Annotated in this window: 28 protein-coding genes; 6 read left to right on the forward strand and 22 right to left on the reverse strand. The window is 47.6% G+C overall.

Annotated elements, in window-relative coordinates:
• Positions 1 to 76: 76 nt before the first annotated feature.
• Entirely contained in the window at positions 77 to 1,147 is a 1,071-nt protein-coding gene (locus tag LCM29_RS05440; protein WP_224861397.1) for an N-acetylglucosaminidase, read from the forward strand.
• Positions 1,148 to 1,194: 47 nt separating this feature from the next.
• Here LCM29_RS05440 and LCM29_RS05445 read toward each other — a convergent pair whose 3' ends face one another.
• Complete coding sequence (locus LCM29_RS05445) at positions 1,195 to 1,809, reverse strand: hypothetical protein (RefSeq protein WP_224861399.1); 615 nt, start codon at positions 1,807 to 1,809, stop codon at positions 1,195 to 1,197.
• Positions 1,810 to 1,995: 186 nt separating this feature from the next.
• Between LCM29_RS05445 and fadH the strand changes: the two genes are divergently transcribed.
• The gene (gene fadH, locus LCM29_RS05450; RefSeq protein ID WP_224862750.1) at positions 1,996 to 2,766 is read left to right on the forward strand and encodes a 2,4-dienoyl-CoA reductase; all 771 of its coding nucleotides are present in this window, start codon (positions 1,996 to 1,998) and stop codon (positions 2,764 to 2,766) included.
• 38 nt (positions 2,767 to 2,804) lie between these two features.
• Here the strand turns inward: fadH and LCM29_RS05455 are convergent, their stop codons facing one another.
• The 8 genes from LCM29_RS05455 to LCM29_RS05490 form a co-directional block, all read right to left on the reverse strand.
• Positions 2,805 to 3,374, reverse strand: coding sequence for an HD domain-containing protein (locus LCM29_RS05455; RefSeq protein WP_224862752.1), 570 nt, complete (start codon positions 3,372 to 3,374; stop codon positions 2,805 to 2,807).
• An 8-nt stretch (positions 3,375 to 3,382) separates the two neighbouring features.
• Entirely contained in the window at positions 3,383 to 4,057 is a 675-nt protein-coding gene (locus tag LCM29_RS05460; RefSeq protein ID WP_214748101.1) for a metal-dependent hydrolase, read from the reverse strand.
• Positions 4,058 to 4,087: 30 nt separating this feature from the next.
• Entirely contained in the window at positions 4,088 to 4,810 is a 723-nt protein-coding gene (locus LCM29_RS05465) for an amino acid ABC transporter ATP-binding protein (RefSeq protein WP_214748098.1), read from the reverse strand.
• On the reverse strand, positions 4,807 to 5,466 hold the full coding sequence (locus tag LCM29_RS05470; protein ID WP_012726548.1) for an amino acid ABC transporter permease: 660 nt from the start codon (positions 5,464 to 5,466) through the stop codon (positions 4,807 to 4,809). The genes LCM29_RS05465 and LCM29_RS05470 overlap by 4 nt, the downstream gene beginning before the upstream one ends.
• 60 nt (positions 5,467 to 5,526) lie before the next feature.
• Positions 5,527 to 6,318, reverse strand: a complete 792-nt coding sequence (locus LCM29_RS05475; protein WP_012726549.1) for a transporter substrate-binding domain-containing protein — start codon at positions 6,316 to 6,318, stop codon at positions 5,527 to 5,529.
• Positions 6,319 to 6,500: 182 nt separating this feature from the next.
• Complete coding sequence (locus tag LCM29_RS05480; protein WP_074033280.1) at positions 6,501 to 6,842, reverse strand: DUF952 domain-containing protein; 342 nt, start codon at positions 6,840 to 6,842, stop codon at positions 6,501 to 6,503.
• Between the two features lie 56 nt (positions 6,843 to 6,898).
• A complete protein-coding gene (locus tag LCM29_RS05485; RefSeq protein ID WP_214782447.1) occupies positions 6,899 to 7,327 on the reverse strand; it encodes a BrxA/BrxB family bacilliredoxin in 429 nt (142 codons plus the stop codon).
• A 35-nt stretch (positions 7,328 to 7,362) separates the two neighbouring features.
• Positions 7,363 to 8,547 carry a class I SAM-dependent methyltransferase gene (locus tag LCM29_RS05490; RefSeq protein ID WP_214782445.1) on the reverse strand — a complete coding sequence of 395 codons (1,185 nt, stop codon included), beginning with the start codon at positions 8,545 to 8,547 and terminating at the stop codon, positions 7,363 to 7,365.
• A 99-nt stretch (positions 8,548 to 8,646) separates the two neighbouring features.
• On the opposite strand from LCM29_RS05490, the gene LCM29_RS05495 reads away from it, so the two are divergent.
• The 3 genes from LCM29_RS05495 (at position 8,647) to LCM29_RS05505 (ending at position 10,140) form a co-directional block, all read left to right on the forward strand.
• On the forward strand, positions 8,647 to 9,420 hold the full coding sequence (locus tag LCM29_RS05495; RefSeq protein WP_224861401.1) for a sporulation protein: 774 nt from the start codon (positions 8,647 to 8,649) through the stop codon (positions 9,418 to 9,420).
• Positions 9,421 to 9,500: 80 nt separating this feature from the next.
• Positions 9,501 to 9,908 (forward strand): hypothetical protein, encoded by a 408-nt coding sequence (locus LCM29_RS05500; RefSeq protein ID WP_224861403.1) that lies wholly within the window; start codon positions 9,501 to 9,503, stop codon positions 9,906 to 9,908.
• A gap of 16 nt (positions 9,909 to 9,924) precedes the next feature.
• Positions 9,925 to 10,140 (forward strand): hypothetical protein, encoded by a 216-nt coding sequence (locus tag LCM29_RS05505; RefSeq protein WP_224861405.1) that lies wholly within the window; start codon positions 9,925 to 9,927, stop codon positions 10,138 to 10,140.
• Positions 10,141 to 10,182: 42 nt separating this feature from the next.
• On the opposite strand, the gene LCM29_RS05510 is transcribed toward LCM29_RS05505, so the two are convergent.
• From LCM29_RS05510 to LCM29_RS05545, 8 genes are all read right to left on the reverse strand, one after another.
• Positions 10,183 to 11,499, reverse strand: coding sequence for a dihydrolipoamide acetyltransferase family protein (locus LCM29_RS05510; RefSeq protein WP_224861407.1), 1,317 nt, complete (start codon positions 11,497 to 11,499; stop codon positions 10,183 to 10,185).
• Positions 11,500 to 11,511: 12 nt separating this feature from the next.
• A complete protein-coding gene (locus LCM29_RS05515; protein ID WP_214782433.1) occupies positions 11,512 to 12,489 on the reverse strand; it encodes an alpha-ketoacid dehydrogenase subunit beta in 978 nt (325 codons plus the stop codon).
• Positions 12,489 to 13,496: a thiamine pyrophosphate-dependent dehydrogenase E1 component subunit alpha gene (locus LCM29_RS05520; RefSeq protein WP_370148335.1), complete on the reverse strand. Its 1,008-nt coding sequence runs from the start codon at positions 13,494 to 13,496 to the stop codon at positions 12,489 to 12,491. Before LCM29_RS05520 ends, LCM29_RS05515 begins: the two co-directional genes overlap by 1 nt.
• Positions 13,497 to 13,508: 12 nt before the next feature.
• Positions 13,509 to 14,918, reverse strand: coding sequence for a dihydrolipoyl dehydrogenase (gene lpdA, locus LCM29_RS05525; RefSeq protein ID WP_224861409.1), 1,410 nt, complete (start codon positions 14,916 to 14,918; stop codon positions 13,509 to 13,511).
• The gene (buk, locus tag LCM29_RS05530) at positions 14,902 to 15,993 is read right to left on the reverse strand and encodes a butyrate kinase (protein ID WP_214782429.1); all 1,092 of its coding nucleotides are present in this window, start codon (positions 15,991 to 15,993) and stop codon (positions 14,902 to 14,904) included. The genes lpdA and buk overlap by 17 nt, the downstream gene beginning before the upstream one ends.
• Before the next feature lies 1 nt (position 15,994).
• Entirely contained in the window at positions 15,995 to 17,116 is a 1,122-nt protein-coding gene (locus LCM29_RS05535) for a Glu/Leu/Phe/Val family dehydrogenase (RefSeq protein WP_214782426.1), read from the reverse strand.
• A gap of 25 nt (positions 17,117 to 17,141) precedes the next feature.
• Complete coding sequence (gene yqiS, locus LCM29_RS05540) at positions 17,142 to 18,038, reverse strand: phosphate butyryltransferase (RefSeq protein ID WP_224861411.1); 897 nt, start codon at positions 18,036 to 18,038, stop codon at positions 17,142 to 17,144.
• Between the two features lie 121 nt (positions 18,039 to 18,159).
• Positions 18,160 to 19,797: a sigma 54-interacting transcriptional regulator gene (locus LCM29_RS05545; protein ID WP_224861413.1), complete on the reverse strand. Its 1,638-nt coding sequence runs from the start codon at positions 19,795 to 19,797 to the stop codon at positions 18,160 to 18,162.
• A 135-nt stretch (positions 19,798 to 19,932) separates the two neighbouring features.
• On the opposite strand from LCM29_RS05545, the gene LCM29_RS05550 reads away from it, so the two are divergent.
• On the forward strand, positions 19,933 to 20,181 hold the full coding sequence (locus tag LCM29_RS05550; protein WP_074033291.1) for a DUF2627 domain-containing protein: 249 nt from the start codon (positions 19,933 to 19,935) through the stop codon (positions 20,179 to 20,181).
• Between the two features lie 656 nt (positions 20,182 to 20,837).
• Here LCM29_RS05550 and spo0A read toward each other — a convergent pair.
• The 5 genes from spo0A to dxs all read right to left on the reverse strand — a co-directional run bounded on the left by spo0A (position 20,838) and on the right by dxs (position 26,600).
• Positions 20,838 to 21,569 (reverse strand): sporulation transcription factor Spo0A, encoded by a 732-nt coding sequence (gene spo0A / locus LCM29_RS05555; RefSeq protein WP_224861415.1) that lies wholly within the window; start codon positions 21,567 to 21,569, stop codon positions 20,838 to 20,840.
• Positions 21,570 to 23,267 (reverse strand): DNA repair protein RecN, encoded by a 1,698-nt coding sequence (recN, locus tag LCM29_RS05560; protein ID WP_224861417.1) that lies wholly within the window; start codon positions 23,265 to 23,267, stop codon positions 21,570 to 21,572.
• Positions 23,268 to 23,280: 13 nt separating this feature from the next.
• Positions 23,281 to 23,730, reverse strand: coding sequence for a transcriptional regulator AhrC/ArgR (ahrC, locus tag LCM29_RS05565; RefSeq protein WP_214748051.1), 450 nt, complete (start codon positions 23,728 to 23,730; stop codon positions 23,281 to 23,283).
• A gap of 155 nt (positions 23,731 to 23,885) precedes the next feature.
• Complete coding sequence (locus LCM29_RS05570) at positions 23,886 to 24,701, reverse strand: TlyA family RNA methyltransferase (RefSeq protein WP_224861419.1); 816 nt, start codon at positions 24,699 to 24,701, stop codon at positions 23,886 to 23,888.
• A gap of 6 nt (positions 24,702 to 24,707) precedes the next feature.
• A complete protein-coding gene (gene dxs, locus LCM29_RS05575; RefSeq protein WP_224861421.1) occupies positions 24,708 to 26,600 on the reverse strand; it encodes a 1-deoxy-D-xylulose-5-phosphate synthase in 1,893 nt (630 codons plus the stop codon).
• Positions 26,601 to 26,646: the final 46 nt, after the last annotated feature.

Consider the following 26,646-nt stretch of genomic DNA (forward strand, 5'->3'; position numbering starts at 1 on the left):
CTGATTTCCCCCTTCTCCATCAAATTGTTGACTAAATCAACTCGTTTGGCAATTCAAAAGTTTGGAAGTGATCTGATTGAAACGAAAGAAAAAACGTACGATTTGGCCGATGATTGCGACACTCGCGCTCGCCATCGCCGCATTTTTATGGATACAGACCGGTCGTGAAGACACATATACTGTCGAAACCGTCACGAACGGGGACCGTGTCACACGGTCGTTCGAATCTCTTGCTGAGGCAAAACGCTATATGGCAGCGGGAAACAACCGCACCTTATTCTCTCCTTCTGGAGAAGTTCTCGACTTCACAGGCACCGGTGTGGTCGTGACTCCAAGCGATGCCATCACGAACCTTTACGAAGATCAATCGTTTAAAAAACGTCAGTCTTATGTCGCTGGTGGTACAAGACTTCAACTCCTTGAACGAGGAGAAGACCATTTGAAAGTACGCATATCAGGCGCAGACGTCTATGTAAAACCGGATCAGATGGCATTGTTCCCAGAAGCCGTCGTGGAAAGACGTGGTTACTACGAGATTCGAGATGGTGATGTGTATCATTCCGTTGAGGCGAATGCGAATCTCGCCGGCACGTTTCTTGTCGGACCGACAGAAAAACGCTCAAATGATCGTTTTTATACGGAACGTGTCCGAGACGTCTTCGACTCTCCCTATCAATTCGCTTCGATCCGATCATCGTCACCGTATTCCGCCAAAGCGTTCGATCAATATTTACAATCTATCGACTCTCCACTCGCTGGAGAGGGCGACGCCTTCAAACGTGCGGAAGAAACGTATGGCATCAATGCCTTATTCCTACTCGCTGTAGCCGGTCATGAGTCGAGGTTTGGGACGTCCGACATCGCACGGGAAAAGCGTAACTTGTTCGGATTTCGGGCAACAGATGACGACCCGAGCGGCAATGCCACAACCTTTGAGACGGTTGAAGCGAGCGTTGACGCGGCTGCCGAACTGTTCGCCACAAAATATGTAAAAGGTCCATACGCACGCGGAGATTACCCTGGTAACAAACAAGAAGGAATTAACATCTTCTATGCGTCAGACCCGTATTGGGGTGAGAAGGTCGCCGGTACGATGTATGCAATCGATCGTAAACTTGGCTTGGAACAATTGAAACAGATGAAATGAACAGTAGCCCGGCTCAAACGAGTCGGGCTGATTGATGTATCATTGATTCATAGAGTATCCTTCACTTCTTTTTCGTAAAGCTCGATGAGACGATTGTTGTCGAGCACTTGCTCACTTGACTCTTCATATCGTTCCGTGATGAGTGGGATCAGTCTTTCCCATACGACCCATTTCATATATTGATCTCGATCATAATTATGATTCAGCTCATATACACTCATTTCTTTTGCCTCGGCATACCGTCTTTGTGACTCGACTACCTCCGCATCAGGTCCTCGTTCAATCCAACCATCGACTTCTTCATCTGTTATGACGACCCCATATTCGTCTTTCGCATGAGTCAACCAAGCACGTTCAAAATCAGCTTGCTCTGTAGCGCGCGTTATGAGCCTGTTTATATCAATGCTTTCATCAAACAGTTTCATCTCCACGTACAATCGTTCTGCCAACTTCCGTTCGAAATCGTTTTTGATTTGCGGGGCCACATCGCGTTGGAAATCAGTTAAGATACCTTTTAGTTCGCCCACAGTCATTTCAGGAACGGCCTTTGTTTCGACTTGAGAATTCGTCACCTTTTCAATCGGTTCGGACAAATCATCATCTCTCATATTCGTAAAAACGAGCGCTATCACAACTAGAATACTGAAAATAGATATCCCCATCAGTCGCCTCATGGCTTAGCAGCTCCCTCCATTGGATTAACATCATCTTACGCACTTCAATCGTATCATATTCTATATACGCATCTTGTCGAAGAAATGATTCAACACCAAATGACATCTGATTGAAGGAATTTCAAATCAGAAGACGAATACATAGAATGAACGACCATTCATTTTCAAGGGGGAATCAATATGAAAACGATTTGGATTACCGGGGGATCGTCTGGTATGGGGAAAGCCATGGCATTAAAATTTAAGCAAGAAGGATGGAATGTCGCCATCAGTGGTCGAAACGAGGAACGACTACTAGAAGCGATGGACGAACTGAACGCTATTGAAGCAGGTCAAGCGATGAGTGTGCAGCATGATGTTCGTGATTATGAAGGATGCGCTCAAGCACTCGCTGACATCGTATCCGCTTACGGACCGGTTCACGCACTCGTCAACAACGCGGCAGGTAATTTCGTCTGTCCGACACTTGATTTGTCTCCGAACGGTTGGGCGAGCGTCATTGACATCGTCTTGAACGGCACATTCAACTGCACTCATGTTCTCGGGAAACATTGGGAAGCAGAAGAATTACGAGGCGGGTCAATCATTAACATGGTCGCCTCGTATGCATGGCAAGCAGGTCCTGGTGTCGCACCGAGTGCGGCAGCGAAAGCAGGCGTCCTCAATTTGACGAGAACGCTCGCAGTCGAATGGGGCTATCAGTTCGGGGCCCGTGTCAATGCGATCAGCCCAGGACCGATTGAACGGACAGGCGGCGCGGAAAAACTCGTGTCTCATGTGAAAGAAGTAGAGCGGATTCGCCGCAACGTCCCGCTCGGACGCTTTGGGACACCGGAAGAAATCGCCGACTTGGCCTTTTGGATGGCCTCTGACGAGATGCGTTATTTAAACGGGGATTGTATTTCTCTTGACGGCGGCCACTGGCTCAATAAACATCCATTTTAATCAAAAGGACGACCGAGACATGCATCCCGGTCGTCCTTTTAAACGTCTACTCCATCCCACTCTTCGTGAAATTGCACCAAAAAGCGCTCCATGAACACATGACGTGACATCGCCAATTGTTTCGCTTTTACGGTGTGCATCCTAGACGCCAGTTTCAACAATTTATCTTGAAAATGTTGAATGGCACTCTGATCTGACAAATCGAGCGGTGTTCCGCGAGAACCAGCGTATTGGAACGTTCGCGCAATCCCAATGGCTCCGATGGCATCAAGACGATCGGCGTCCTGCAAAATTTCACTTTCGCGAGTCGTTGGTTGCCTTCCTTTTGAGAAAGACACTTCATCAATTAAAGTCAGCACCAAGTTTGCTTGCTCTTCAGTGATTTCTAGAGAAGTCAAATGTTGTTTGATGAGTCCTTTCGGTCGACCGAACTTATGGTCTTCCACGTCATGTAAATATGCAGCAAGGATGAGCACTGTCTCGTCGACAGGCTCATCCTTCATCAAGCGCTCCACCAGTCGGACGACGCGCTCAATATGAGCGGTGTCATGCCCTGTATGGTCTTCTGCATGAATTTGTTCGACGAACGTTTTCGTCGCTTGTATCATATCCACGCTTAAATCTCGATCGTCGTGTTCGGTTCAATCAAAAGACCACGGCGATGTAACTGGTCGCAGAATGCTTGAGCGTCCTGCTTGATTGGCGGGAACGTATCAAAGTGGATTGGGACGACCCGTTTGGCTTGGAGCCACTGCGCCGCGTCTAATGCATCTGCAGGTCCCATCGTAAAATTGTCTCCGATTGGAAGGAAGGCGACATCGATTTCGAAACGTTCTCCGTACATTTTCATATCCGAGAACAGGCTCGTATCTCCAGCGTGATAGAGCGTCAGCTCATTCGTCTCAATGATGAATCCAGCTGGCATTCCCATATAGATCGGTGTGTCACCCATATCGAAACTCGAGCTATGAAAGGCTTGCGTCATCGTGACGCGTCCGAACGGGAAGGCGTGTCCGCCACCGATGTTCATTCCGTGTACAGAAAAACCTTTTTTCTCATAATAGGTCGCGAGCTCATGCGTCGCCACAATCGTCGCACCCGTCTCTTTCGCGATCAATTCGACATCTTCGATATGATCAAAGTGAGCATGTGTGAGCAACAAATAGTCTGGGCGTAGTGTAGAAGGGTCTACTTCCGTATGAGGGTTACTCGTCAAAAATGGATCAATCAACACGTTTACGCCATCGATCTCAAATCCTACTGTCGCGTGTCCATAATAAGTGATTTTCATGTGCATTCATCCTTCCTTCTTAAGTTCAGATTACAACACTTTTTCTAAGAAACGTTTCGCACGGTCTGTCTGCGGGTTCAACAACAAGTCGGCAGGTTTTCCTTCTTCCATCAAAATTCCTTCGTCAAGGAAGAGGACACGGTCTGCCACTTCACGAGCAAAGCCCATTTCGTGTGTGACGACAACCATCGTCATCCCTGTCTCAGCTAACCCTTTCATGACATCGAGTACTTCGTTGACCATCTCAGGGTCAAGTGCCGAAGTCGGCTCATCGAATAACATGACGTTTGGTTCCATCGCCAAAGCACGTGCGATCGCGACACGTTGTTTTTGTCCACCCGATAATTGGCTCGGGTAGGCGTCGATTTTCTCAGAGAGACCGACACGTTCGAGCAATTTTTTCGCACGTTCGAGTGCTTCAGTCTTACTAACTTTCAAGACGTTGACCGGTGCGTACGTCAAATTGTCCAATACGCTCATATGCGGGAAGAGGTTGAACTGTTGGAACACCATCCCGATATTTTGGCGAGCCTTCGCGACGTTCGCCCCTTTTTTCGTAAGTTCGAATCCATCCACACTGACCGTCCCGCTCGTCGGGATTTCTAGCATGTTCAAGCAACGCAGAAATGTCGACTTACCAGACCCAGACGGTCCGATGACGGCGACCACTTCACCACGCTCAATCGTTGTCGTGATTCCCTTCAATACTTCTAAGTCACCAAATTGTTTGTGTAGGTCTTTAACTTCGATCATCTTCCATCACTCTTTCTTAACCGTTTTTCTAGACGTTGTCCAAGATACGTCAAGATCATCACTATCGTAAAGTATATCACACCGGCGAATAGAAGCGGTTCGAAGTAGATCGCCTTCTGCCCACCGACAATCTGTGCGCGGCGCATAATATCGAGTACGCCGACCGTCGAGACGAGGGCCGACTCTTTTGTCAACGTGATCATCTCGTTGACGAGGGCGGGCAAGATATTCTTGAACGCCTGCGGCAAGATGATTGAACGTAATTGTTTGACGTATGGGACACCTAAGGCATCAGATGCTTCCCATTGGCCTTTATCGACCGCTTGAATACCAGCACGAATAATCTCTGAAATATACGCCCCTGAGTTTAATGAGAAGGCGATGACTGCCGATTGATATGGTGTCGTGATATAGCCAGTCAATTGCGGCAACCCGAAGTGAATGATGGCAAGTTGCAAGATGAGTGGCGTCCCACGGAATACAGCCGTGTATGCATGTCCAATAAAGTTGATGAGACGATTCGGTACGATTTTCAGTGTTGCAACGACAATACCAAGTGAGATCCCGATCAATGCCGAGACGATGACCACTTGGAACATGACTGGGATCCCCTCAAGTATGTAAGGGATCGAATCATAAATCCGGCTAAAATCCATTGTAAGTTCCTCCTAAAAAAAGGCTGACCGATTCATCTTCAGTCAGCCTCGTACGATTCATTATTCGGCTGGTGCAGCCTCTTCTTCAAACCATTTTTGTGCTAACTCTTCGATTTCTCCACTGTCGATCATCTTCTTCAACTCTTCGTTGAATTGATCGCGGAGTTCATCGTCTTTACGGAAGGCAGCAGCAGAGCCCGCTTCTTCTTCGTCCACGATTTCAAATGTTGTCAATTCGCTGTCTTGCTCGAGGTATTTCTTCGCGACCGTATCTTCGATGACCATTGCGTCAATACGTCCTGTCTTGATTTCCTGGATGATCTCAGGAATTTTGTTCAATGAGACGATTTCAGCGTCTGTGATTTGATCCTGTGCGATTCCTTCTTGAATCGAACCAAGCTGGACACCAATCTTTTTGCCTTTCAAATCTTCAAGTGATTGAAGCGAATCATCTTTTGATAAGATCAAGTTCACCGCTGTGAAATAGATATCCGAGAAATCGGCATTTTCTTTACGCTCTTCTGTCGGTGTCATACCAGCCATGACGAAGTCGACACGACCCGCGTTGAGGGCTCCGAGCAAGCTTCCGAAGTCCATATCTTCAATTTTCAATTCATATCCCATGTTTTCCGCCACTTTTTTGGCGATGTCGATATCAAATCCGACGATTTCGTCGCCGTTCGCTGTGTCAACGAATTCATAAGGGAAGTAATCGGCACTTGTACCCATGACGATGACTTTGTCATCCTCACCATCGGTCGATGTCGATCCTCCTTCGTTCACGTCTGCCCCACATGCGACTGAGAACGCGGCCAGTCCTGCTAAACATAATGCTAGAAAACCTTTTTTCATCTTCATCTCCCTTTCATAGTTGAATGATAATTATCAGAACTTTAACAAAATTATGACATATGTGTGAACGTAGCTCAACTGTTCTAGGACACATCAGTTGTCCGACTTGTGTCTTCAACCACTATATACACATAATTATTACTTGTAAAGTATATTCATGCATTTTATACAAAAAAAGAAGGTCACATTCGCTCGAAAGCGAAATATGTGACCGTTCCATTGTCGCGAGACCCATATGGTTGGACTTGTTTAACGGATGACATTGGGATGGCACTATAAACGTGCGGATAACGTTCCCCATCCTCATCTAACTCATAATGTAACAGTTGCCCAAGACGATTGACGTAAAGGGAGACGAGCACGACCGCTTCTCCCGGATACGACGCTTTGACGACCTTTCCGATCTGTTGCGGTGTACAACATTTAATCGTCCCTTCCGATTGAAGCGACGGTTCATTGATCTCACCGCGTGACAGGGCAATCATATATTCTGCCTCTGTCATAATTTTGATGACTGGTTCCATATACACTGCCCCTTTTCACAAAAGCGCAAAGGCAGTGCCTTTGCGCCGATGCTTGATTATGCGAAGTAGATATCGAACAATGTTTTTAATTGGTCGACGAGTTCTTCCGCAGTTGACGACTCGATTTCACTACGCTCTACCATCGTCACGATGTTTCCATCCTCGAGGAGGGCAATCGATGGTGAAGACGGTGCATATCCTTCGAAATACTCACGTGCACGATCTGTTGCTTCACGGTCTTGACCTGCAAACACGGTCACGAAATGGTCAGGTTTGACGCCTTCCATCTTGTTTACGTAAGCCGCGGCCGGACGAGCGATTCCGCCTGCACAACCACAAACCGAGTTAACGAGTACAAGTGTCTTCCCTTCTTTTTTCAGTGCCCCGTCCACTTCGTCCGGTGTCGTTAGCTCTGTGTATCCTGCAGCACGCACTTCGTTACGCGCTTGTTCGACTACATCTTGAAAATATAATTGAAAATCCATGTTGTTTCCCCTTTCGACATTTCGTCTATACTCCCTTATTTTACGTCTTGTTCTACCTCGAGGACAAGTCTATCGCTCAATTCACGTTCTAAGAACGGATCTGCCTGTAACATTTGTTTAAAAGCGAGGTAACGAGCCTTCGTCTCATCACTCGCTACTCGATTCGTCAAATAGGCACGAATCATGATGTTCTTTGGCGTATGCTCGAGGTCGATGAACTCCAGTAATTGAGCTTCATAACCGACAAGTCCAAGAAGTTCGGCCCGAATCGAATCTGTTGCGAGCGAGGCGAACCGTTCTTTGATCAATCCGTGCTGGAGCATCACGTCTAGATTCGGTGCTTGAAGTTGACGATTTAACTCCTTCTGACAGCAAGGGACGCTCAAGATGACTTTCGCCCCCCACCGGACGGCACGGGCTAACGCCATATCGGTCGCCACGTCACAAGCATGAAGCGTCACGACCATATCGACAGCTGTCTCCCCTTCATATTCATTGATGTCTCCGACTAAGAACTCGAGTCGCTCATATCCTAAGTCTTTCGCAATCGATGCACATTCTTCGATGACTTCTTTTTTCAAATCGAGACCCGTGATATGGACATCATACCCTTTCATCTCGTGTAAAAAGTGATAGAGCGCGAACGTCAAATACGATTTCCCTGAACCGAAATCCAAGATTCGGACGGTACGGTCTGTCGGCAAGTGTTTGAGCGAATCCTCAATGAACTCAAGGAAGCGGTTGATTTGTTTAAACTTGTCATACTTTTGTCGCTTCACTTTCCCATCACTCGACTGGATGCCAAGTCGAATCAAGAACGGGACCGGCTTATCGAGCGGAAGTACATACTGCTTTTCCCGATTATGGCTCAACTGAATTTCTTTTTGAGCTGTCTGCTTTTCTTTCAATGTCACTTTGAACTTTTTCGATAACTGGAATTGGAGATCAGATTCCTTTAACTGAAACTGTCCCTGTCTGAACGTTTCAAGAAGTTCGAGCAATTCTTCTACAGCCTCATCCGGCGGTAAGTTTTTATGGTTCATCACCCGTTCGTACTGATATTCGAACTGGATGTGGTATGCATTCCGAAGCATGACCGGTTTCAATTTGACGCGTCTGAGATCACTTGATTTTTGACGGGGTTGACTGATTGTCGCCGACACGAGATGATTTAATTGGATCACGTCTTCGAGACGTTCTTGTAACGCTTTATATTCCAATGGATTCAATCCTTTTTTAGAAATTTTGAAACATATCGTTTCACCTGTCCGTACATACTATTACACGAAGACGACGTTACGTCAAAGGAGGATACACATATGTTTAAAAAGATTTTATCATCAATCGGAATTGGTGCCGCAAAAGTGGATACACGTCTGAATGAAAGCCACTGTACGCCTGGTGGAGAACTGAACGGGGTCGTCCATATCGAAGGTGGTTCGGTCGAACAATCAGTCGACAGCATCTACCTATTCTTCAATACGCTGTACAAGCATGAGGTCAACGACAAATCGACATACTCGACCTTCACGATCGAAAAGATTTTATTGAATGAGGCTCCATTTATGATCGGACCTGGAGAAGTGAAAGAGATTCCGTTCACGGTCAACGTCCCGTTCAATACCCCACTCTCTGTCAGCCAATCAAAATCATGGATTGAGACCGGACTCGATATCGCACAAGCCGTCGATCCGAAAGATGAAGATGCGATTACCGTACAACCGAACGCGGCACAACAAGTCATTTTAGATGCGATGGACGAGCTCGGTTTCCGTCTCAAGAAAGCCGACACAGAGATGCTCCCGGCACGCCATCGTTCAGGTCGTCTTCCGATTGCACAAGAACTCGAATATTCAGCGAACGGCTCACGTTTCGGGCGTCAGTTAGATGAAGTCGAAGTCGTCATCTTACAAGAAGAGGATTCGATTGAATTACTCATACAAGTCGACCGTAGTGTCCACGACCTCGGAAGTCTTTTCGCAGACTTGACAGGAACAGACGAGTCAACGCATCGTGTCCGCTATGATGCTGCACGTTTGTCACCAGCTGAAGTTCGTCGCGACATCGAATCGATGATTGAACAATCGATATAAAGAGCTCACCGACACGCCATTATTAGAAATGGCGTGTTGTTTTAGACCTCGAGTTCACCCATCCAATATGTTACAATTATATGGAATTAATTGGAGTCGACGTCATTTTATTCGCGTGTATCTTAATCGGGAGTATCGGTCTTACGATGCTTGCTTTGCCCATTTTAGAGACTAACTTGTCTGACTCGCTCGCTTTCTTCACGCTTGGTGGCATCGGATTTTTCATCGGTATGATTGTAATCTTCGTCATACGTCATCCGTCTGCGTATGCCCGATCATTCATAAAGTTCGTTCCATATTTTATTTTTCTGTTTCATTTTCCAGCCTCACTCGTTCTTCTCTGGATTTCTTCGATCAGACATGATGGGGTTCCCGAATTTGCCTTAGACTATACCTTCGTATACTGGATGTTCCTTCTCGTGTTTGTTGTGACCATCAAATCGATGGATCACGTCCATCAACGACAATTCGAGAAGGTGCAAGATTAGAAAGGACGATTCAACATTGGATTTACTTCACCTTCTTTACGGTCGAGCAATCCCGCTCACGTTATTCACGACGCTCGGCATATTCAGTTTCATGTTTGCGTATGCGCTCTACAAAACCAAACAACGACTCTCCAAAGGACTCGTCATCATGGGCATGTCCATGTCGCTCCTTCTCTTACTCATCTCAGCTGCAAGTTTCTTCTTCACGCTATTCATTGGCTATAACTCATGAAAAAGGAGGCGCCCCACTAGGAGTGCCTCCTTTTTTTATACATCAATAGACTGTATATGTGTTCGGGTCAATCGACTCGAGCGACTGCTTGATCGCTTGCAAGAACTGACCTGCGACGAGACCGTCGAGGACACGATGGTCGACTGACATACACAGGTTGACCATGTCCCGTGCCGCGAACATCCCGTTCATCCAGACAGGACGTTTCACGATTGATTCGACAGATAGGATTGCCGCTTGTGGGTAATTCAAAATCGGTGCCGATTGGATTGAGCCAAACGCCCCTGTGTTGTTGATCGTGAACGTCCCGCCACGCATCTCTTCAGCTTTCAAGCGATTCTCACGCGCACGTGATGCCACGTCTTGAAGGGCCACGGCAAGCCCTTTTATATTCTTCTCATCCGCTTGACGAATGACCGGCACATACAGGGCATCGTTTGCCGCGACGGCCACAGAAAGATGAATGTCTTGGTGAACTTTGATGTGATCGCCTGCCCATTCCGAGTTCATCATCGGATACTTCTTCAATGCCTCGATGGCCGCTTTCATAAAGAACGGCATGAACGTCAACTTGACCCCTTCCCGCTTCATGAACTCATCCTTCAATCTCGCACGTGCCTCGACGAGATTCGTTACATCGACCTCAATCATGAGCCATGCGTGTGGCGCCTCATGCTTCGAGCGAACCATATTGTTCGCAATCGCTTGACGCACACCTGCTGTCGGAATCGTTTCGTATCGACCTGTAGATGTCGAGGCAGCTGGTTGTGAAGGCTCGACGGCAGGACGTGGTGCCTCAGTCGGAACATCCATTTTTGTTTGTACCATTGTCTCTTGGAGAGGTGCTTGTGTCACTTTCTCAGGAGTTGATGCAGGGCGTCCTTCTGATAAATAACGAAGAATATCTTTCCGCGTGATCCGACCGCCTAGGCCGCTTCCGCTCAATTCATTCAAATCGATGTTGTTCTCATTCGCGAGTCGGATGACGGCAGGAGAATATCGACCGTTCCCACTCTGTTTTTTCGGAACCGTCGCAACAACTTGCTTCGCTTCAGATGGAACTGACGGTGCAGCTTCCGCGACTGGTTCTGTCTTCGTCTCGGTCACAGCTTCCTCTGCACTTTCGACTTCCATCGTCAGGACTGGTGTCCCGACACTGACCGTCTCACCTTCTGGAATGAGAAATTCTTTTACGATTCCTGCACTTGTTGCCGGAATTTCGGCCGTAACTTTATCTGTCATCACTTCGGCGAGTGGTTCATACTCTTCCACACGGTCGCCCGGTTTGACGAGATATGTCGTAATCGTGCCTTCCGTTACACTCTCACCAAGTTGGGGCATTGTAATCGTTTGTTCCATGGAGCCGCCTCCTTAAAACGCGGCGAGCTGACGCGCCCGCTCGGCAATTTTTTCTGGGGATACGATAAAGAATTTTTCCATAGGTGGTGCATATGGCATAGCCGGAACATCAGGACCCGCTAAGCGTTCAATCGGCGCATCGAGTTCAAAGAGCGCCTTTTCTGCGATAATCGCCGCGACTTCTCCGATGATGCTTCCTTCTTTATTGTCCTCTGTCACGAGTAACACTTTACCGGTCTTCTTGACCGACTCGATGATTGCATCCTGGTCGAGCGGATAGACGGTACGAAGATCAAGAATATGCGTACTGATTCCTTCCTCTTCGAGTGTTTTCGCAGCTTCTTGTGCCATATGGACACAAAGACCGTACGTGATGATTGTGATATCGTCACCTTCACGTTTGACAGCTGCCTTACCGATTTCAACCGTGTATTCGTCCGTTGGCAAGTCCGCCTTCAAAAGACGATAGGCACGCTTATGTTCGAAGAAGAGGACAGGATCGTTCGAACGGATTGCTGCTTTCAACAATCCCTTCGCATCGACCGGGTCTGATGGAATGACGACTTTAAGACCTGGCGTCGAACTGAACATCGCCTCGACAGATTGCGAGTGATAGAGTGCCCCGTGAATGCCACCACCGAACGGAGCGCGGATGACCATCGGACACGTCCAGTCGTTGTTTGAGCGGTATCGAATTTTTGCCGCTTCCGATACGATTTGGTTCACTGCTGGCATGATAAAGTCTGCGAATTGCATTTCTGCAATCGGACGCATGCCGTACATGGCAGCCCCGACTCCTACACCGGCAATCGCACTTTCAGCGAGCGGTGCGTCGATGACACGGTCTTCACCATACTTCTCAATCAAGCCTTGTGTGGCACGGAATACACCACCACGTACGCCGACGTCTTCCCCGACGACGAAGACGTTTTCGTCGCGCTCCATTTCCTCATGAATCGCTTCATTGATCGCTTCGATAAACGTTTTCATCATTTTTCCTCCTCATAGACGTAATCCAATGCAGATTCAGGTGATGCGTACGGTGCTTTGTCTGCATATGTCGTCGCTTCATTCACTTCAGCATCGATTTGTGCATCAATTTCAGCAAGTGTATCCGCCGTTGCAATACCGTCGTTCACAAGTCGTTGACGGAACAATTGAATGCCATCCCGCTCTTTTAATCCTGCCAATTCTTCAGCTGAACGGTATGCTTTGTCATCATCATCTGATGAGTGTGGGACGAGACGCTCGACTTCTGCTTCGATTAGCGTCGGTCCTTCTCCGCGAAGTGCACGTTCACGCGCTTCCTTCACGACCGCGTATACAGCAATCGGGTCTGTCCCGTCGACTGTCACACCTGGCATCCCGTAACCTTTTGCACGGTCTGATACACGCTCGCATGCCAACTGTTTCGTAAGTGGTACCGAAATCGCATATTTGTTGTTCTCACAGAACAAGATAACCGGTAATTTATGGACGCCAGCAAAGTTTGCCCCTTCGTGGAAATCACCTTGGTTTGATGATCCTTCTCCGAACGAGACGAACGTGACGAGTTCTTCTTTTTTCATCTTCGCCGCAAGTGCAATTCCGACCGCATGAGGGACTTGTGTCGTAACCGGAGATGAACCCGTCACGATGCGATGTTCTTTCGAGCCGAAGTGACCAGGCATCTGACGACCGCCCGAGTTCGGATCTTCCGCTTTCGCAAATGCAGACAACATCAAGTCTCTTGATGTTTGACCGAAGTGAAGAACAACCGCCACATCACGATAGTAAGGCAATACGTAGTCGATTCCTTTCTCGAGCGCGAACGCCGCACCGACCTGCGCCGCTTCTTGTCCTTGACATGAAACGACGAACGGGATTTTCCCGGCGCGGTTCAACTTCCACATCCGTTCATCAATCTTACGGGCGCGTACCATCGTTTCATACATCGCCAATAAATCTTGTTTGGTTAAACCAAGCTCTTCATATGAGTTTACAGTCATCTGTTCCATTCTTGTTCCTCCTTAGGCGTGAATCGGTAATCCATCGACGGCAAGTGCCGCTTCTTGGAAGGCTTCGCTTAGTGCAGGGTGTGGGTGCACGAGTTGTCCCATCTCCCAAGCCGTCGCGTTCAAGACGAGCGCGAGTCCACCTTCCGTGATGAGTTCAGTCGCTTTCGGTCCGACGATATGAACACCGAGAAGGTCATCTGTTTCTTTGTCTGAAACGAGTTTGACGAATCCGTCGGCTTGTCCTTCAATCCGCGCTTTCCCGAGTCCATTGAAGCGATATGTCCCCGTTTTCACATCATGTCCGGCATCTTTCGCCGCCTCTTCCGTCAAGCCGACCGAAGCGACTTCAGGGACGCTGTATACACAACGTGGGATGAGCGCGTAATCGAGTGGTGTTGGTTCAAGTCCAAGAATCGTTTCGACCGCCTTCACGCCTTCTGCAGACGCGACGTGAGCGAGTTGTAACTTCCCGATGCAATCCCCGATTGCGAAGATATGACGTTCTTTCGTCCGATACTGACTATCGACTTGAATGATCCCATTCTCTACGACGATAGAAGTGTTTTGAAGTCCTAAGTCTTCCGTGTTGGCAACTCGGCCAACCGAGACGAGGACACAGTCTACTTGTAACATCTCTTCCCCGACAGCAAGCTCCACTGTATTTTCGTGAATCAATGTTCGTTCGGCGTCGACCGTCACGCTCTTCTTCACACGGACGCCACGCTTCTTCAATAGACGTTCCACCTCACGAGAGACCGCCTTGTCCTCAAATGGAAGTAATCGATCTCCTACTTCGATCAACGTCACGTTCACATCTAAATCGACGAGCATGGACGCCCATTCGACTCCGATGACACCACCACCGACAATCGCAATCGATTCAGGTAGTGTCTCAAAATTGAGGAGGTCGTCCGAGTTTAAGATACGTTCGTGATCGAACGGCAATCCAGGAAGTTCACGCGGAATCGAACCTGTTGCGATAATCAATTGGTTTGGCAAGATGAGTTCTGACTCACCGCTTTCATCTTCAACGGATACGGTCCCAGGTTGTGGCGAGAAGATACTTGGTCCAAGGATCGAGGCTTTTCCGCGAAACACTTCAATTTTCCCTTGTTTCATCAAGTGCTCGATTCCTTTTTCAAGACCAGCTACAAGATCGCGTTTATACGTTTGGGCTCGTTCCATGTTGAACGTCACACTTCCCGTTTCTACGCCGTACGTTGCCCCCTGTTTCGCCGTTTGATAGACATGGGCAGCTTTTAGAAGAGCTTTCGTAGGGATGCAGCCTCTATGTAAGCAGGTGCCGCCTAATTTTCTCGCCTCGACGATTGCGACAGATTTACCAGCCTGTGCAGCCTTGATCGCAGCCACATATCCTCCTGGTCCTCCACCAATGACGACAACATCAAATTCTCGTGCCATGTGTATCCCCCTCATATTCTCTTGCGGTCTCTTCCTTCTCGATGACGCGAAGTGCCCCTTCTGCCAAGGCTTTCAATTCATCTTCACCTGGATAAACGTATACCGGCGCGAGGAATGCGACACGCTCTTTAATCTTGTCAGTCAGCCAGTCAGAATAAGCGATTCCACCTGTCAATAAGATGGCATCCACTCGACCACTGAGCGTCGCACCATGTTTTGAAATCTCTTGTGCGACACGGTAAGCCATCGTCTCATAAAGGAGTCTCGCCTCATCATCTCCCGATTCCATTCGTTGCTCAATCTCAATCGCATCGAATGTACCGAGGTGTGCGAACAACCCACCTTGACCGACAATTTTCTTTTTCATTTCCGATTCTTTATACCTGGTACTATAACATAGTTCTACTACCTGTCCAACAGGAATTGAACCTGCCCGTTCTGGAGCAAGTGGTCCATCACCGTCTAGTCCGTTGTTCACATCGATGACGCGTCCATGCTGATGCGCACCGACCGTAATCCCTCCGCCCAAGTGAGCGACAATCAAATTCAGCTCATTGTAATCGCTTCCATTTTCAGTCGCAAAGCGTTTGGCGACGGCTTTTTGATTCAGGGCATGAAAAATACTACGGCGATCGATGTCGGCCATCCCGGTCTTTCTTGCCAACTCATGCATCTCATCGACAACGACAGGGTCAACGATGAAACTTGGGATTCCTTCAATCTCTCCTATTTTGGATGCAATCAATCCACCGAGGTTAGACGCATGCATTCCGAATCTTCCGCTCGTCAAGTCCTCTCGCATCAAATCATTGACGGTATACGTTCCTGATGTCATCGGTGCAAGCAAACCACCACGACCGACAATCGCGGTCAAATCATTGACCGCGATGCCAGTCTCTTCTAACAAGGCACGCACTTCTTGCTCACGATGAGGTAACTGCTCAGGAAGGCTGAGACCGGTCACGTCAATCTCATGGCGGACCGTACGTGTCATCACTTCTTCCTTCCCATCAAACAATCCAACTTTTGTCGAGGTCGACCCTGGGTTGATCGCAAGAATTAGCCGTTTTGTCATCTTAGCGTCTCCCTAGAATACTTTTTTCAACTTTAAGGAACTGACTACGTGAACGTGCCATCATGTGAATCCGTTCTTCGGCCATCTTGTCAGCCGCCACGTGCGTCGGTACTCCATCACGCTCCGCGATTTCAAAGACACGCATCATGTTGTCATAGATGAGTTCGACTTTCTTCATTGCCCGTTCACGGTTGTAACCTTCAAGTTCGTCCGCGACGTTGATGACACCTCCAGCGTTGATGACAAAGTCTGGCGCGTAGAGGATCCCGTTCTCGTCAAGCACATCCCCGTGACGATCTTCCGCCAATTGGTTGTTTGCGGCACCCGCAACGATTTGTGCTTTCAATTGTGGAATCGTTTTGTCATTGATGACTGCACCGAGTGCACATGGAGCAAAAATGTCACACTCGACTGCATAAATCTCATCTGGTTTGACGACCGTCGCACCAAAGTCTGCTTCTGCACGTTTGAGCGCTTCTTCGTTGATGTCTGTCACAATCAAATGCGCGCCTTCTTCGTGGAGGTGACGACATAAGTTGTAGGCTACGTTACCGACACCTTGCACGGCAACCGTCTTCCCTGCGAGTGAGTCTGTTCCGAACTTCCATTTCGCAGCGGCTTTCATACCGCGGTAGACACCATACGCCGTTACTGGTGAAGGGTTACCACTTGAACCGAAAGCAGGGCTGACTCCTGTGACGTAATCCGTCTCCATATGGATGAAGTCCATGTCAGCAACCGTCGTATTCACATCTTCAGCAGTGATGTAACGTCCGCTGAGTGATTGTACGTAACGACCGAATGCGCGGAAGAGAGCTTCTGACTTGTCCGTCTTGGCATTTCCGATGATGACAGCCTTCCCCCCTCCAAGGTTGAGACCAGCCGCAGCATTTTTATAAGTCATTCCTTTTGCGAGACGCAACACGTCTGTGAGCGCTTCTTGCTCTGACTCATAATTCCACATGCGAAGTCCGCCAAGTGCTGGACCGAGCGTCGTATCGTGGATCGCAATGATTGCTTTTAGCCCAGAAGCTTGGTCTTGGCAAAATACGATTTGTTCGTAATCCTCAGATTGTAAGACATCAAAAATACGGAAGCGTGGTTCTGTGTTTGTTTCCATCATGATCAATTCCTCCTGTTAAGTACGATTAGTTTTTGGCATGTAACAAAGCGAATGCGAGGGAATAAAGTTTCGCCTCCGCTGTATCGGCACGACTCGTCAATACGACAGGGGCAGATGCGCCAACGACAATCGCCGCAACGCTCGCCTCTGCGAAATACATGATTGATTTATAAAGGACGTTGCCGACCTCTATGTACGGTACGACTAATAAATCTGCTTGCCCCGCCACTTCACTATTAATTCCTTTTTGTTTCGCTGCGATCATATCGACCGCGTTATCAAGGGCGAGCGGTCCATCTACGATACAGCCTTTGATTTGTCCCCGACGATTCATCTGACTGAGCAATGCGGCATCGAGCGTCGCGTTCATCTGAGGGTTGACAACCTCAACAGCCCCAATCGCTGCGACTTTTGGCGATTCGTAACCGATGTCATGCATCGCCTCTACCGCATTATGAATGATTTCGACCTTTTCTTCGAGCGTTGGCGCGATATGGATTGCAGCATCGGTCACACCAATCAATTTTTCCCGATTTGGAATTTGAAAGAGTGCGATATGACTGAGTGTCCGGTTCGTCCGAAGACCGGCCTCTCGATTGAGGACGGCTTTCATGAATGTCGATGTCGACACCATCCCTTTCATGAGCACATCCGCCTCTTTGTTTTTCACGGCTAGTGCAGCACGTCTGGCAATCTCTACGTCACCTTTTGCATGTAAAATATCGACGTCTGACTCATCGATTCCATACTGTTCACATAACTTTCGGATTTCCCGGGCTTCACCAAATAAAATGAAACGTGACAATCCATGATCTGTGGCAAGTTTTACGGCTCGGATTACTTCTTCATCCGCTGCCCCCGCAATGGATACCGTACAACCCTCTAGTTGTTTTGCGTTCGTCAGCATCCGTTCAAAATTCATCATTGTCCCCCCTTGCTCTCTACACTATAACATAAGCAAGTTTGCTTCCTAAATTGTAAGCGCTTTATTATGCGGATGACCATGCAAATAAATGCTTACCATGCATAAAAGTTCATGCATTTTATTGCATGGTTTCTAATTTATTATATAAAGTCCGAATCGAAATTTTTAAACGACGAGCAGCTTCTGACTTATTTCCACCAGTTTCTTCGATTGTTCGTTCAATCAAATCGCGCTCATATTTCGCTACCGCTTCATAGAGCGTTCGAGACTCGACGACTTTCTGAGTTGGCGTGCGAGGTGATAATTGTAAGTGATGTGGAGCAATCCATTGTTCCGCGCTCGCCATATAAATCATCGCCCGACCAATCACATTCTCAAGTTCTCGGACGTTCCCTTTCCAATGCTGACTTTTTAGAAGCATGAGGGCATCTTCATCCACCCCTTGAACACTCCGACCATATTCTTGATTTAACTTTCGAATGATCCGGTCACAAAGTGCCTCGAGTTCATTCAACCGTTCACGAAGGGGAGGGATATGGATGGGCATGCGATTGATGCGATAGTACAAATCTTCACGGAAGGTCCCATCTGCCACTTTCTGTTCAAGATCGGCATTCGTCGCAGCGATGATGCGGACATCAATCGGAATCGCCGTCGTCCCTCCGACTCGTACAATCTCATTTTCTTGAAGGACACGCAGAAGCTTCACTTGGACATCGAGTGGCAGTTCTCCGATCTCGTCCAAAAAGAGCGAGCCGCCGTCTGCCTCCTCAAAGTAACCTGTCTTTCCACCACGCTTCGCACCACTGAACGCACCATCTTCATAGCCGAACAGTTCACTTTCGAGAAGCGTGGGTGAAATGGCTGCACAGTTTACCCGGATAAACTTTTTGAATTTCCGAGGGGACTCCCCATGAATGGCATGGGCGAACAGTTCTTTTCCTGTTCCCGATTCTCCGCGAATCAATACTGTCACCGGGGTCACAGCTGCCAATTTCGCTTGATCGATGACGAATCGCATCGTATCACTTGTCGCGATGATATCGGCAAACTGATATTTCGCCTCTAGATTTCGAATGCGTGTTTTCGCTTCTTGTAATTCATCACGCAGCGCACGTATTTGAGACACGTCTCGAATGACGCCGACCGAACCTCGCAATTTCCCCTCAACGATGATCGGTTCGGCATTTACAAGGATGTCACGTCGCGTCGCCCCGATTTGCATCCGAATATCTCGAACACCCTGCCCCGTCGATAATACTTTCAAATGTACACTTTCCTGCATCCCGATGTCGGCAGTGGCAGGCTTATCGACGACATCCTCCTTTTTGAATCCCGTCAATCGTGTGTAAGACGGATTGATCAATATGGTGTTGCCGTGATGATCGGCTACCGAAATCGCCTCACTCGTACACTCGATGATTGCCTCAAGCATCTGTTGATTCTGTTTCAATCGCTCGACAACGATTCGAATAAACTCTCCCGGCAACACAACTGCGTCTTGATAATGATCCTTCAACTCTTCAAACGTTTGATGCTGCCCTGTCGTCTCAATGACAAAGTCCAATGCTGCATCCGCATATTTCGTCCAATTGTCCGTCACGGCAATTCCATAACTTTTGGCAAATGCGATTCCTTCAGCCGATGCATCGGAGTCCACGACCGCCACGATTGTAGCAAGCGGAGAGTCCATCAACATGTTCAGAACTTCCGTCCCCCCTTTTCCTGCCCCGACAATCATCAACCGTTTATTCATACGAATACCCCCATCTTTCTCTCTTCTCATCTTCATGCTACTGAATCCAAACATGATGCGCAAGCCGCCTAAAAATAGACCGTGTGGAATGAATGAATTTCTGTTAAAATAATGTATGGTAAAGGAGGAGATTGCATGCGTTTCATCGCGCTTCTAATCTTAATCGTCCCTGGTTTACTCGGTGTTTACGGAATCAAATTACTTCGTGATAGCTTCTTTTTGAAGACGAGTGGACCATTCACATGGATTGATTCACTCGCTGCCGCCTCCATGTTGCAGGGGACTTTTGGACTTCTGCTCGCCATGGGCGGGATCGGATTTGTAGCTGGCTATATATTTAACCGTGACAAAAAAACAGGTAAAGTTCAACGACTCGACTCATAAGCGCACAAAAAAAAGGTTCCCTAACTTGACTTCATTTCAAGTGCGGAACCTTTTATTCGTATTGAATTGTGATCACTACGGATGATCTCCTTTCCAACTGCTTTACTTCCATTGACATGAAATCCAACGTCTTCTTAATGAAGAAGTATGAAAGAACTTTAGTAACTGCCGTCTTGCGTGAACGGAACACTTCCATTCGAGTTACTAACTTTTTTTGTTATCGGATCATGTCCAACCATCCATCGTGAAGTCGAACGCTTGCCATAAACTATTCAACGGTTGACAACACTCCTTTTGGTTAACTGAACGATTCGTTTTTCCTATATCAACCCCTAGCTTCGAGTTGATGATAGAATCGTCTCGCGAATGAGCGACTGCCGCGACCTCACGTCGGGACATTAACGACTTGAGATGTCGTTCCCACCTCTGAGCTATTGTCGGATAGCGAACCGAGATGATTTTGTTTCTTCAAACATTGCTCCGGAACAAGTTTGAAAAGCGTTCATCTGACGCTTGTCCAAGTAACTTGGTACACCTTTATTATAACAAAACACTCTCATTTTGCAAGCGCTTTCTTTCATAAAGTAAATAAATTTTTTATTGATTATTTTACAAAAAGGACTAAGCCATCAAACAGCTTAGTCTTTTTGAACGATTCAGTTGCTTTTAAACGACAAGTAGGTGACGAAATATGAAATGAACTCCGAGTTCTTCGGACTCCGCTCACGCTCAGGTCGCCCTTCAAACATCTCATGATCGCGCATTCCATTCTCCCACGCCGTCTTGATGGCGTGACGCATCGCCCGCTCTACACGTGACGAAGTCGTATCATGCTCTTTTGCGACCATCGGATACAATTCCTTCGTAATCAATCCAAGCAAATCTTGACGCTCGCGTACGTAAATGACGGCTTGGCGGATATACTTGAACCCTTTAATTCGAGGAGAAATCCCAAGCTGTTGGAGCAAGAGCGAAATTTCAATTTCGTCTGGAGACATTCCTTCGAATTCGCGATTCGCACCATCCGACAACTCACGAATTTTCGTCAATAGTTGTTGGATATTGAAAGGTTTGACGAGAAAGTAAGAGGCACCCAATTGAACCGCTTGTTTCGTCACTTCATCTTTTCCGAACGCACTCAACATGATCACTTCTGGCTTATCATCACCGAACTCTTCATGTAAACGTTGCAATACTCCGATTCCATCCAAATGAGGCATAATAATATCGAGTAAGAGTACATCCGGTTGGTGTGTCTTGACGACCTCCAAGCACGCTTCACCATCGTGCGCTGTTCCAACGACACGGAGATCAGGCTCAGATTCTAGTTGTCGGCTCAACAAATCGACGATTTCTCGATTGTCGTCCGCAATACATAATGTAATCACTTATGACACTCCTTTGATGAACTTCTGTTTTACTTGCTGTGACATTTCGAGCAACTCTTCAACATGTTGCTTCGTCAAGTCTGTCATTTGAATACCAGCAATCATTCGACCTAGCTCGTCAATCCGGCTCTCGCGGTCGAGAGTGGCAACGTTTGTCTTCGTCCGGTCGTCTGTTTCCGTCTTCGTGATATATAGGTGCTGATCTGCCATTGCAGCAACTTGAGCTAAGTGCGTGATACACAACACTTGCGACCCGACAGACAGACGGAAGATTTTTTCTCCCATCGCCTGTGCGACACGCCCTGATACTCCTGTATCGACTTCATCAAAGATAATCGATGCGACTCCGACCGTGCGGGAAAAGATTGATTTAAGAGCTAACATGACACGGGAAAGTTCACCACCTGAAGCCACTTTTGCAAGTGGCTTGAATGGTTCCCCGACGTTCGTCATCATATAAAACTCGACATCATCAAGACCGTCTTGTTTTAATGGCGTCGTTCGGAATCGGACTTCAAACGCTGTTTTCTCCATATATAATTCTTTTAATTCTCGATGGATGTCGTGCTGAAGGGACTCAGCCGCCGCTTTACGTGACGCTGACAGTCGTGCGCCTGCCTCTTTTGCGACTTTCTCTAATCGCAAAATGTCTTCTGACAGTGTTTGCAGCAACTCCTCACGATTCGTCATCGATTTCAATTCATCGGATACTTGTTCACCGTAAGCGATGACTTCTTCGATTGTCGTGCCATATTTCCGCTTAAGCTGTTGGAACAGTGCAAGACGCGACTCGATTTCATCTAACCGAATCGGATCGAACTCAAGTGAGTCGAGTTGGTCTCGTAACTGAAATTTCGCATCTTCGAGCAAATAATAAGCATTCGAGATTGTCTCTGACACAGATGCTAGGGAAGAGGACAATTGAGAAGCTTCTTCCATCTCGCGCATTGCGACCCCAATTTGGTCAAGTCCGTTCGTATCTTCCGCGACCGCCTCATAAGACAGGCGAATGTGTTGATGAATGCGTTCAAAGTTCGCTAATTCATCCCGTTCTTCCATTAACGCCTGTTCTTCACCCTCTTTTAGTTCAGCCGCTTCAATTTCTTTCGTTTGAAACGATAATAAGTCCATGCGTTGTGCAAGCTCTTGTTCACTTTGGCTGAGTCGCTTCAGTTCATCCGCGACTTGCTTCCAAGATGCGTACGCTGTCTGATATTCCTCTAATAATGGAGCGATTTCCTTTTCGGCATAATGATCAAGAATGCCTAAGTGAAATTCTGAGTCCATCAAGTGTTGATGCTCATGTTGACCATGAATATCGACAAGCAAGCGACCGAATTCACGTAGCGTCGAGAGTGGCATCATCTTCCCATTTACACGACAGACGCTTTTCCCGCTACTATGTAAGTCTCGGCGCAAAATAACTGTCCCGTCCTCGATTTCGATGCCGTATTGTTCGGCCGCCTCAATGACCGGATGATCCGATTCAACCATGAACATTCCTTCGATTTCGGCCTTATCCTGACCATAACGAACGAATTCGCTCGATCCACGTCCTCCAACAAGCAACCCAATCGCATCTAACAAAATCGATTTACCGGCACCTGTCTCACCCGTGAGAACGGTCATGCCCCGATTAAACGGAATGTTTAATTCGTCGATAATCGCAAACTGTTTGATTGATAGTTCTGCCAACATACGTACTTTCACCTCATAACATTCCGAGTAGTCGATCGATGATTTGTTTCGCTTTCTCCTCATCGCGAGCAATCATGAGAATCGTGTCATCTCCACAAACTGTTCCAATCAATTCGTCCCATGACAGATGGTCAATCAAGACACCGATTGCATCCGCGTTACCTGGTAGTACTTTCATGACAACCAAGTTTTGAGCTGAGTCGACCGAGACGAAGCTGTCACCGAGGATGCGCTTCATTTTTCCGTACGGGTTAAAACGCTGATCCGCAGGCAAGCTGTATTTGTATCGTCCGTCATTCAAAGGAACTTTCACTAAATGTAATTCTTTAATATCCCGAGATACAGTCGCCTGTGTGACGGGATATCCTAGGCGACGAAGTTCGTCTACTAATTCATCTTGCGTTTCGATTTCACGATTCGTCACGATGTCTCGAATTTTAATCAATCGCTGTCCTTTATTCATAAGCGCTGACACCTCATTCTTCGTTTCACATACACATTATCATTCTAAAGTATTGTCGAAAAAAGGTCTAGCATTCCAGCGGGTATTTCCACCATTCCCCATCTCTTCTTCGTCGATAAGAAAAAGCTACAGACAAATCTGCCTGTAGCCATTGCTTATCCCTTTAGTTTGGCATGTGCCGTATCCACCACGTCTTCGACTCGTAGGGATGGTTCGATTCCGCCTACTCCCGTATAACGGGCGAATAGGAGGAATTCAATATTTCCGTCTCCACCCGTGATTGGGGAGTAATCCAATCCTTCGACGAAGAATCCTTCCGATGCAAAATAGCGAACCATATCACTCGCCACACGCTCATGTACGTCACGGTCTCGCACAATCCCTTTCTTTCCGACGTCGGCTTTACCGGCTTCGAATTGAGGTTTAACGAGCGCCATGACGACCCCTTCTTGCTTTAAAATCGCTTTAAGAGGTGGCACCATGAGACGAAGTGAGATGAAAGAAACATCGATCGTCGCAAAATCAGGTTTGACCGGGAATTGATCGGCTGTCGCATGACGGAAGTTCATTCGTTCCATAACGATGACACGGTCATCGCTCCGAAGCTTCCATGCTAGCTGGTTGTACCCGACATCGACCGCATACATTTGTGTCGCCCCGTTTTGAAGCGCACAATCTGTAAATCCTCCCGTAGAGGAACCGATATCAATCCCCACGCGGCCTTGAACGTCGAGCGGGAATACTTGCAGAGCTTTCTCAAGCTTAAGTCCGCCTCGTCCGACGTACGGTAGAACTTGACCTTTCACTTCAAGAGGGATATCGTCAAACACTTTATCGCCTGCTTTATCCAGACGTTCGGTCCCGCTGTAGACAAGACCGGCCATGACAGCCCGTTTCGCCTTCTCTCGTGTTTCAGCGAGACCGCGTTCGACGAGTAGTACATCTAATCTTGTTTTCGTTCTTTTTTCCATAATCCCTCACACATTCTGTCGATTTGTCTCCATTACGAACCGTTCAATCGATTCCGCCATTTGGGCTGGTCGGAGACCAATCTCTTCTAAAAGTTGGTTGACGCCGCCGTGCTCGATATATCGGTCTGGAATCCCGAGGCGTTGAATCCGCGGGAACGCTCCTGTTTCATTCGCATGTTCTAACACACTGCTTCCAAAACCACCTGCGAGTGCTGCTTCTTCAAGTGTCACGAGCGGAATGCCCTCTGCATATAAAGAAGTGAGCATTGCATCATCGAGCGGCTTGATCGTGCGACAATTGATGACGCGCACACTGAGCTTGCCTTCTAATAATGAACGTACTTCTAACGCGTCTTGAACTTGTGGTCCGAATGTCAAAATGGCGACATCCGTTCCTTCCGCCTCGACTTCCCAATCATCGAGTGAGATTTCTTGGAGCGTATCACTCATTGGTACGCCAATCCCTTCGCCACGAGGGAAGCGGATTGCAATCGGTCCATCATCGTAACGAAGCGCGGAGTAAACGAGTTGTTGTAACTCTTCTTCATCTTTCGCCATCAAAATTCGAATGTTCGGTACGTGACGCATGAAGGCGATATCGAATACACCTTGGTGCGTCTCTCCATCTGCCCCGACAAGTCCTGAACGGTCAATCGTGAATACAACGTTCAAGTTTTGACGACAAATGTCATGGACGAGTTGGTCGTACGCACGCTGGAAGAATGTTGAGTAAATCGAGACGACCGGTTTCAAACCTTGTGTCGCCTGACCTCCTGCTAGCGTTACCGCATGCTGTTCGGCAATCCCGACGTCAAACATGCGTTCCGGGAATTTTTTCGTGAAACAGTCGAGTTTCGAACCGACACTCATTGCAGGCGTGATCAACGTCACCCGATCATCCGACTCTGCCACTTTCGTAATCGTCTCTGCGACGACTTTCGAATAACTCGGTCCTTTTGGCTTCCCTTTGATCACTTCACCTGACTCAATCTTGTAAGGTCCTAAACCGTGCCACGTTCCAACACCGTCTAACTCAGCGGGACGGTAACCCTTCCCTTTTTTCGTGATGACGTGAACGAGAACCGGTCCATCGATTTTTTTCGCATATTCGAGTGTCTCAAGCAAGTCTTTCAAATCATGGCCGTCAGTCGGTCCAAAGTAAGTGAAACCGAGTTCTTCAAAAAATGTGCCTGGAATGAGTGCAGATTTCAATAAATCTTTTACTCGCTCCCCACTTCGTTCGAGTGAATTGCCGACAAGTGGAATGTGCTTGATGATTGATTCCATCTCTTCACGTGCATGTTTCAGTTTACGTGACGCACGGATTCGACCGAGCATATTATGCATCGCCCCAACGTTCGGCGCGATAGACATCTCATTGTCGTTCAAGATGACAATGACATTCTGCTTCTCGGCACCGATGTGGTTCAATGCCTCGAGCGCCATTCCTCCAGTCAACGCTCCATCACCGATGATGGCAATGGCACGATCATTCGCACGTCCTTTTAATTCATTTGCGATTGCAATCCCCATTGCTGCTGAAAGCGACGTCGAACTGTGGCCAGTTTCCCATACATCATGTTCACTCTCACAACGTTTAGGGAACCCACACAACCCGTTGTATTGTCGAAGGGTATCAAACTGGCTCGTACGTCCTGTCAAAATTTTATGAACGTACGCCTGATGACCGACGTCCCATACAAGTTGGTCTTTCGGACTGTCAAATACACGGTGCAGGGCTAGCGTCAACTCCACAACTCCTAAGTTTGGCGCTAAATGCCCTCCCGTCACTGCCAATTTTTCAATCAAGAATCGTCTAATATCTGAGCCGAGTGATTCGAGTTCGGTTACAGACATCCTTTTCAGGAATGACGGGTCTTGAATGGATGTCAAGTCCATAATGACCATCCTTTCTCCTCACATTTTACTGATTCGTACCTTACAT

This window comes from Exiguobacterium aestuarii (assembly GCF_020171655.1).
Classification (GTDB): domain Bacteria; phylum Bacillota; class Bacilli; order Exiguobacteriales; family Exiguobacteriaceae; genus Exiguobacterium; species Exiguobacterium aestuarii_A.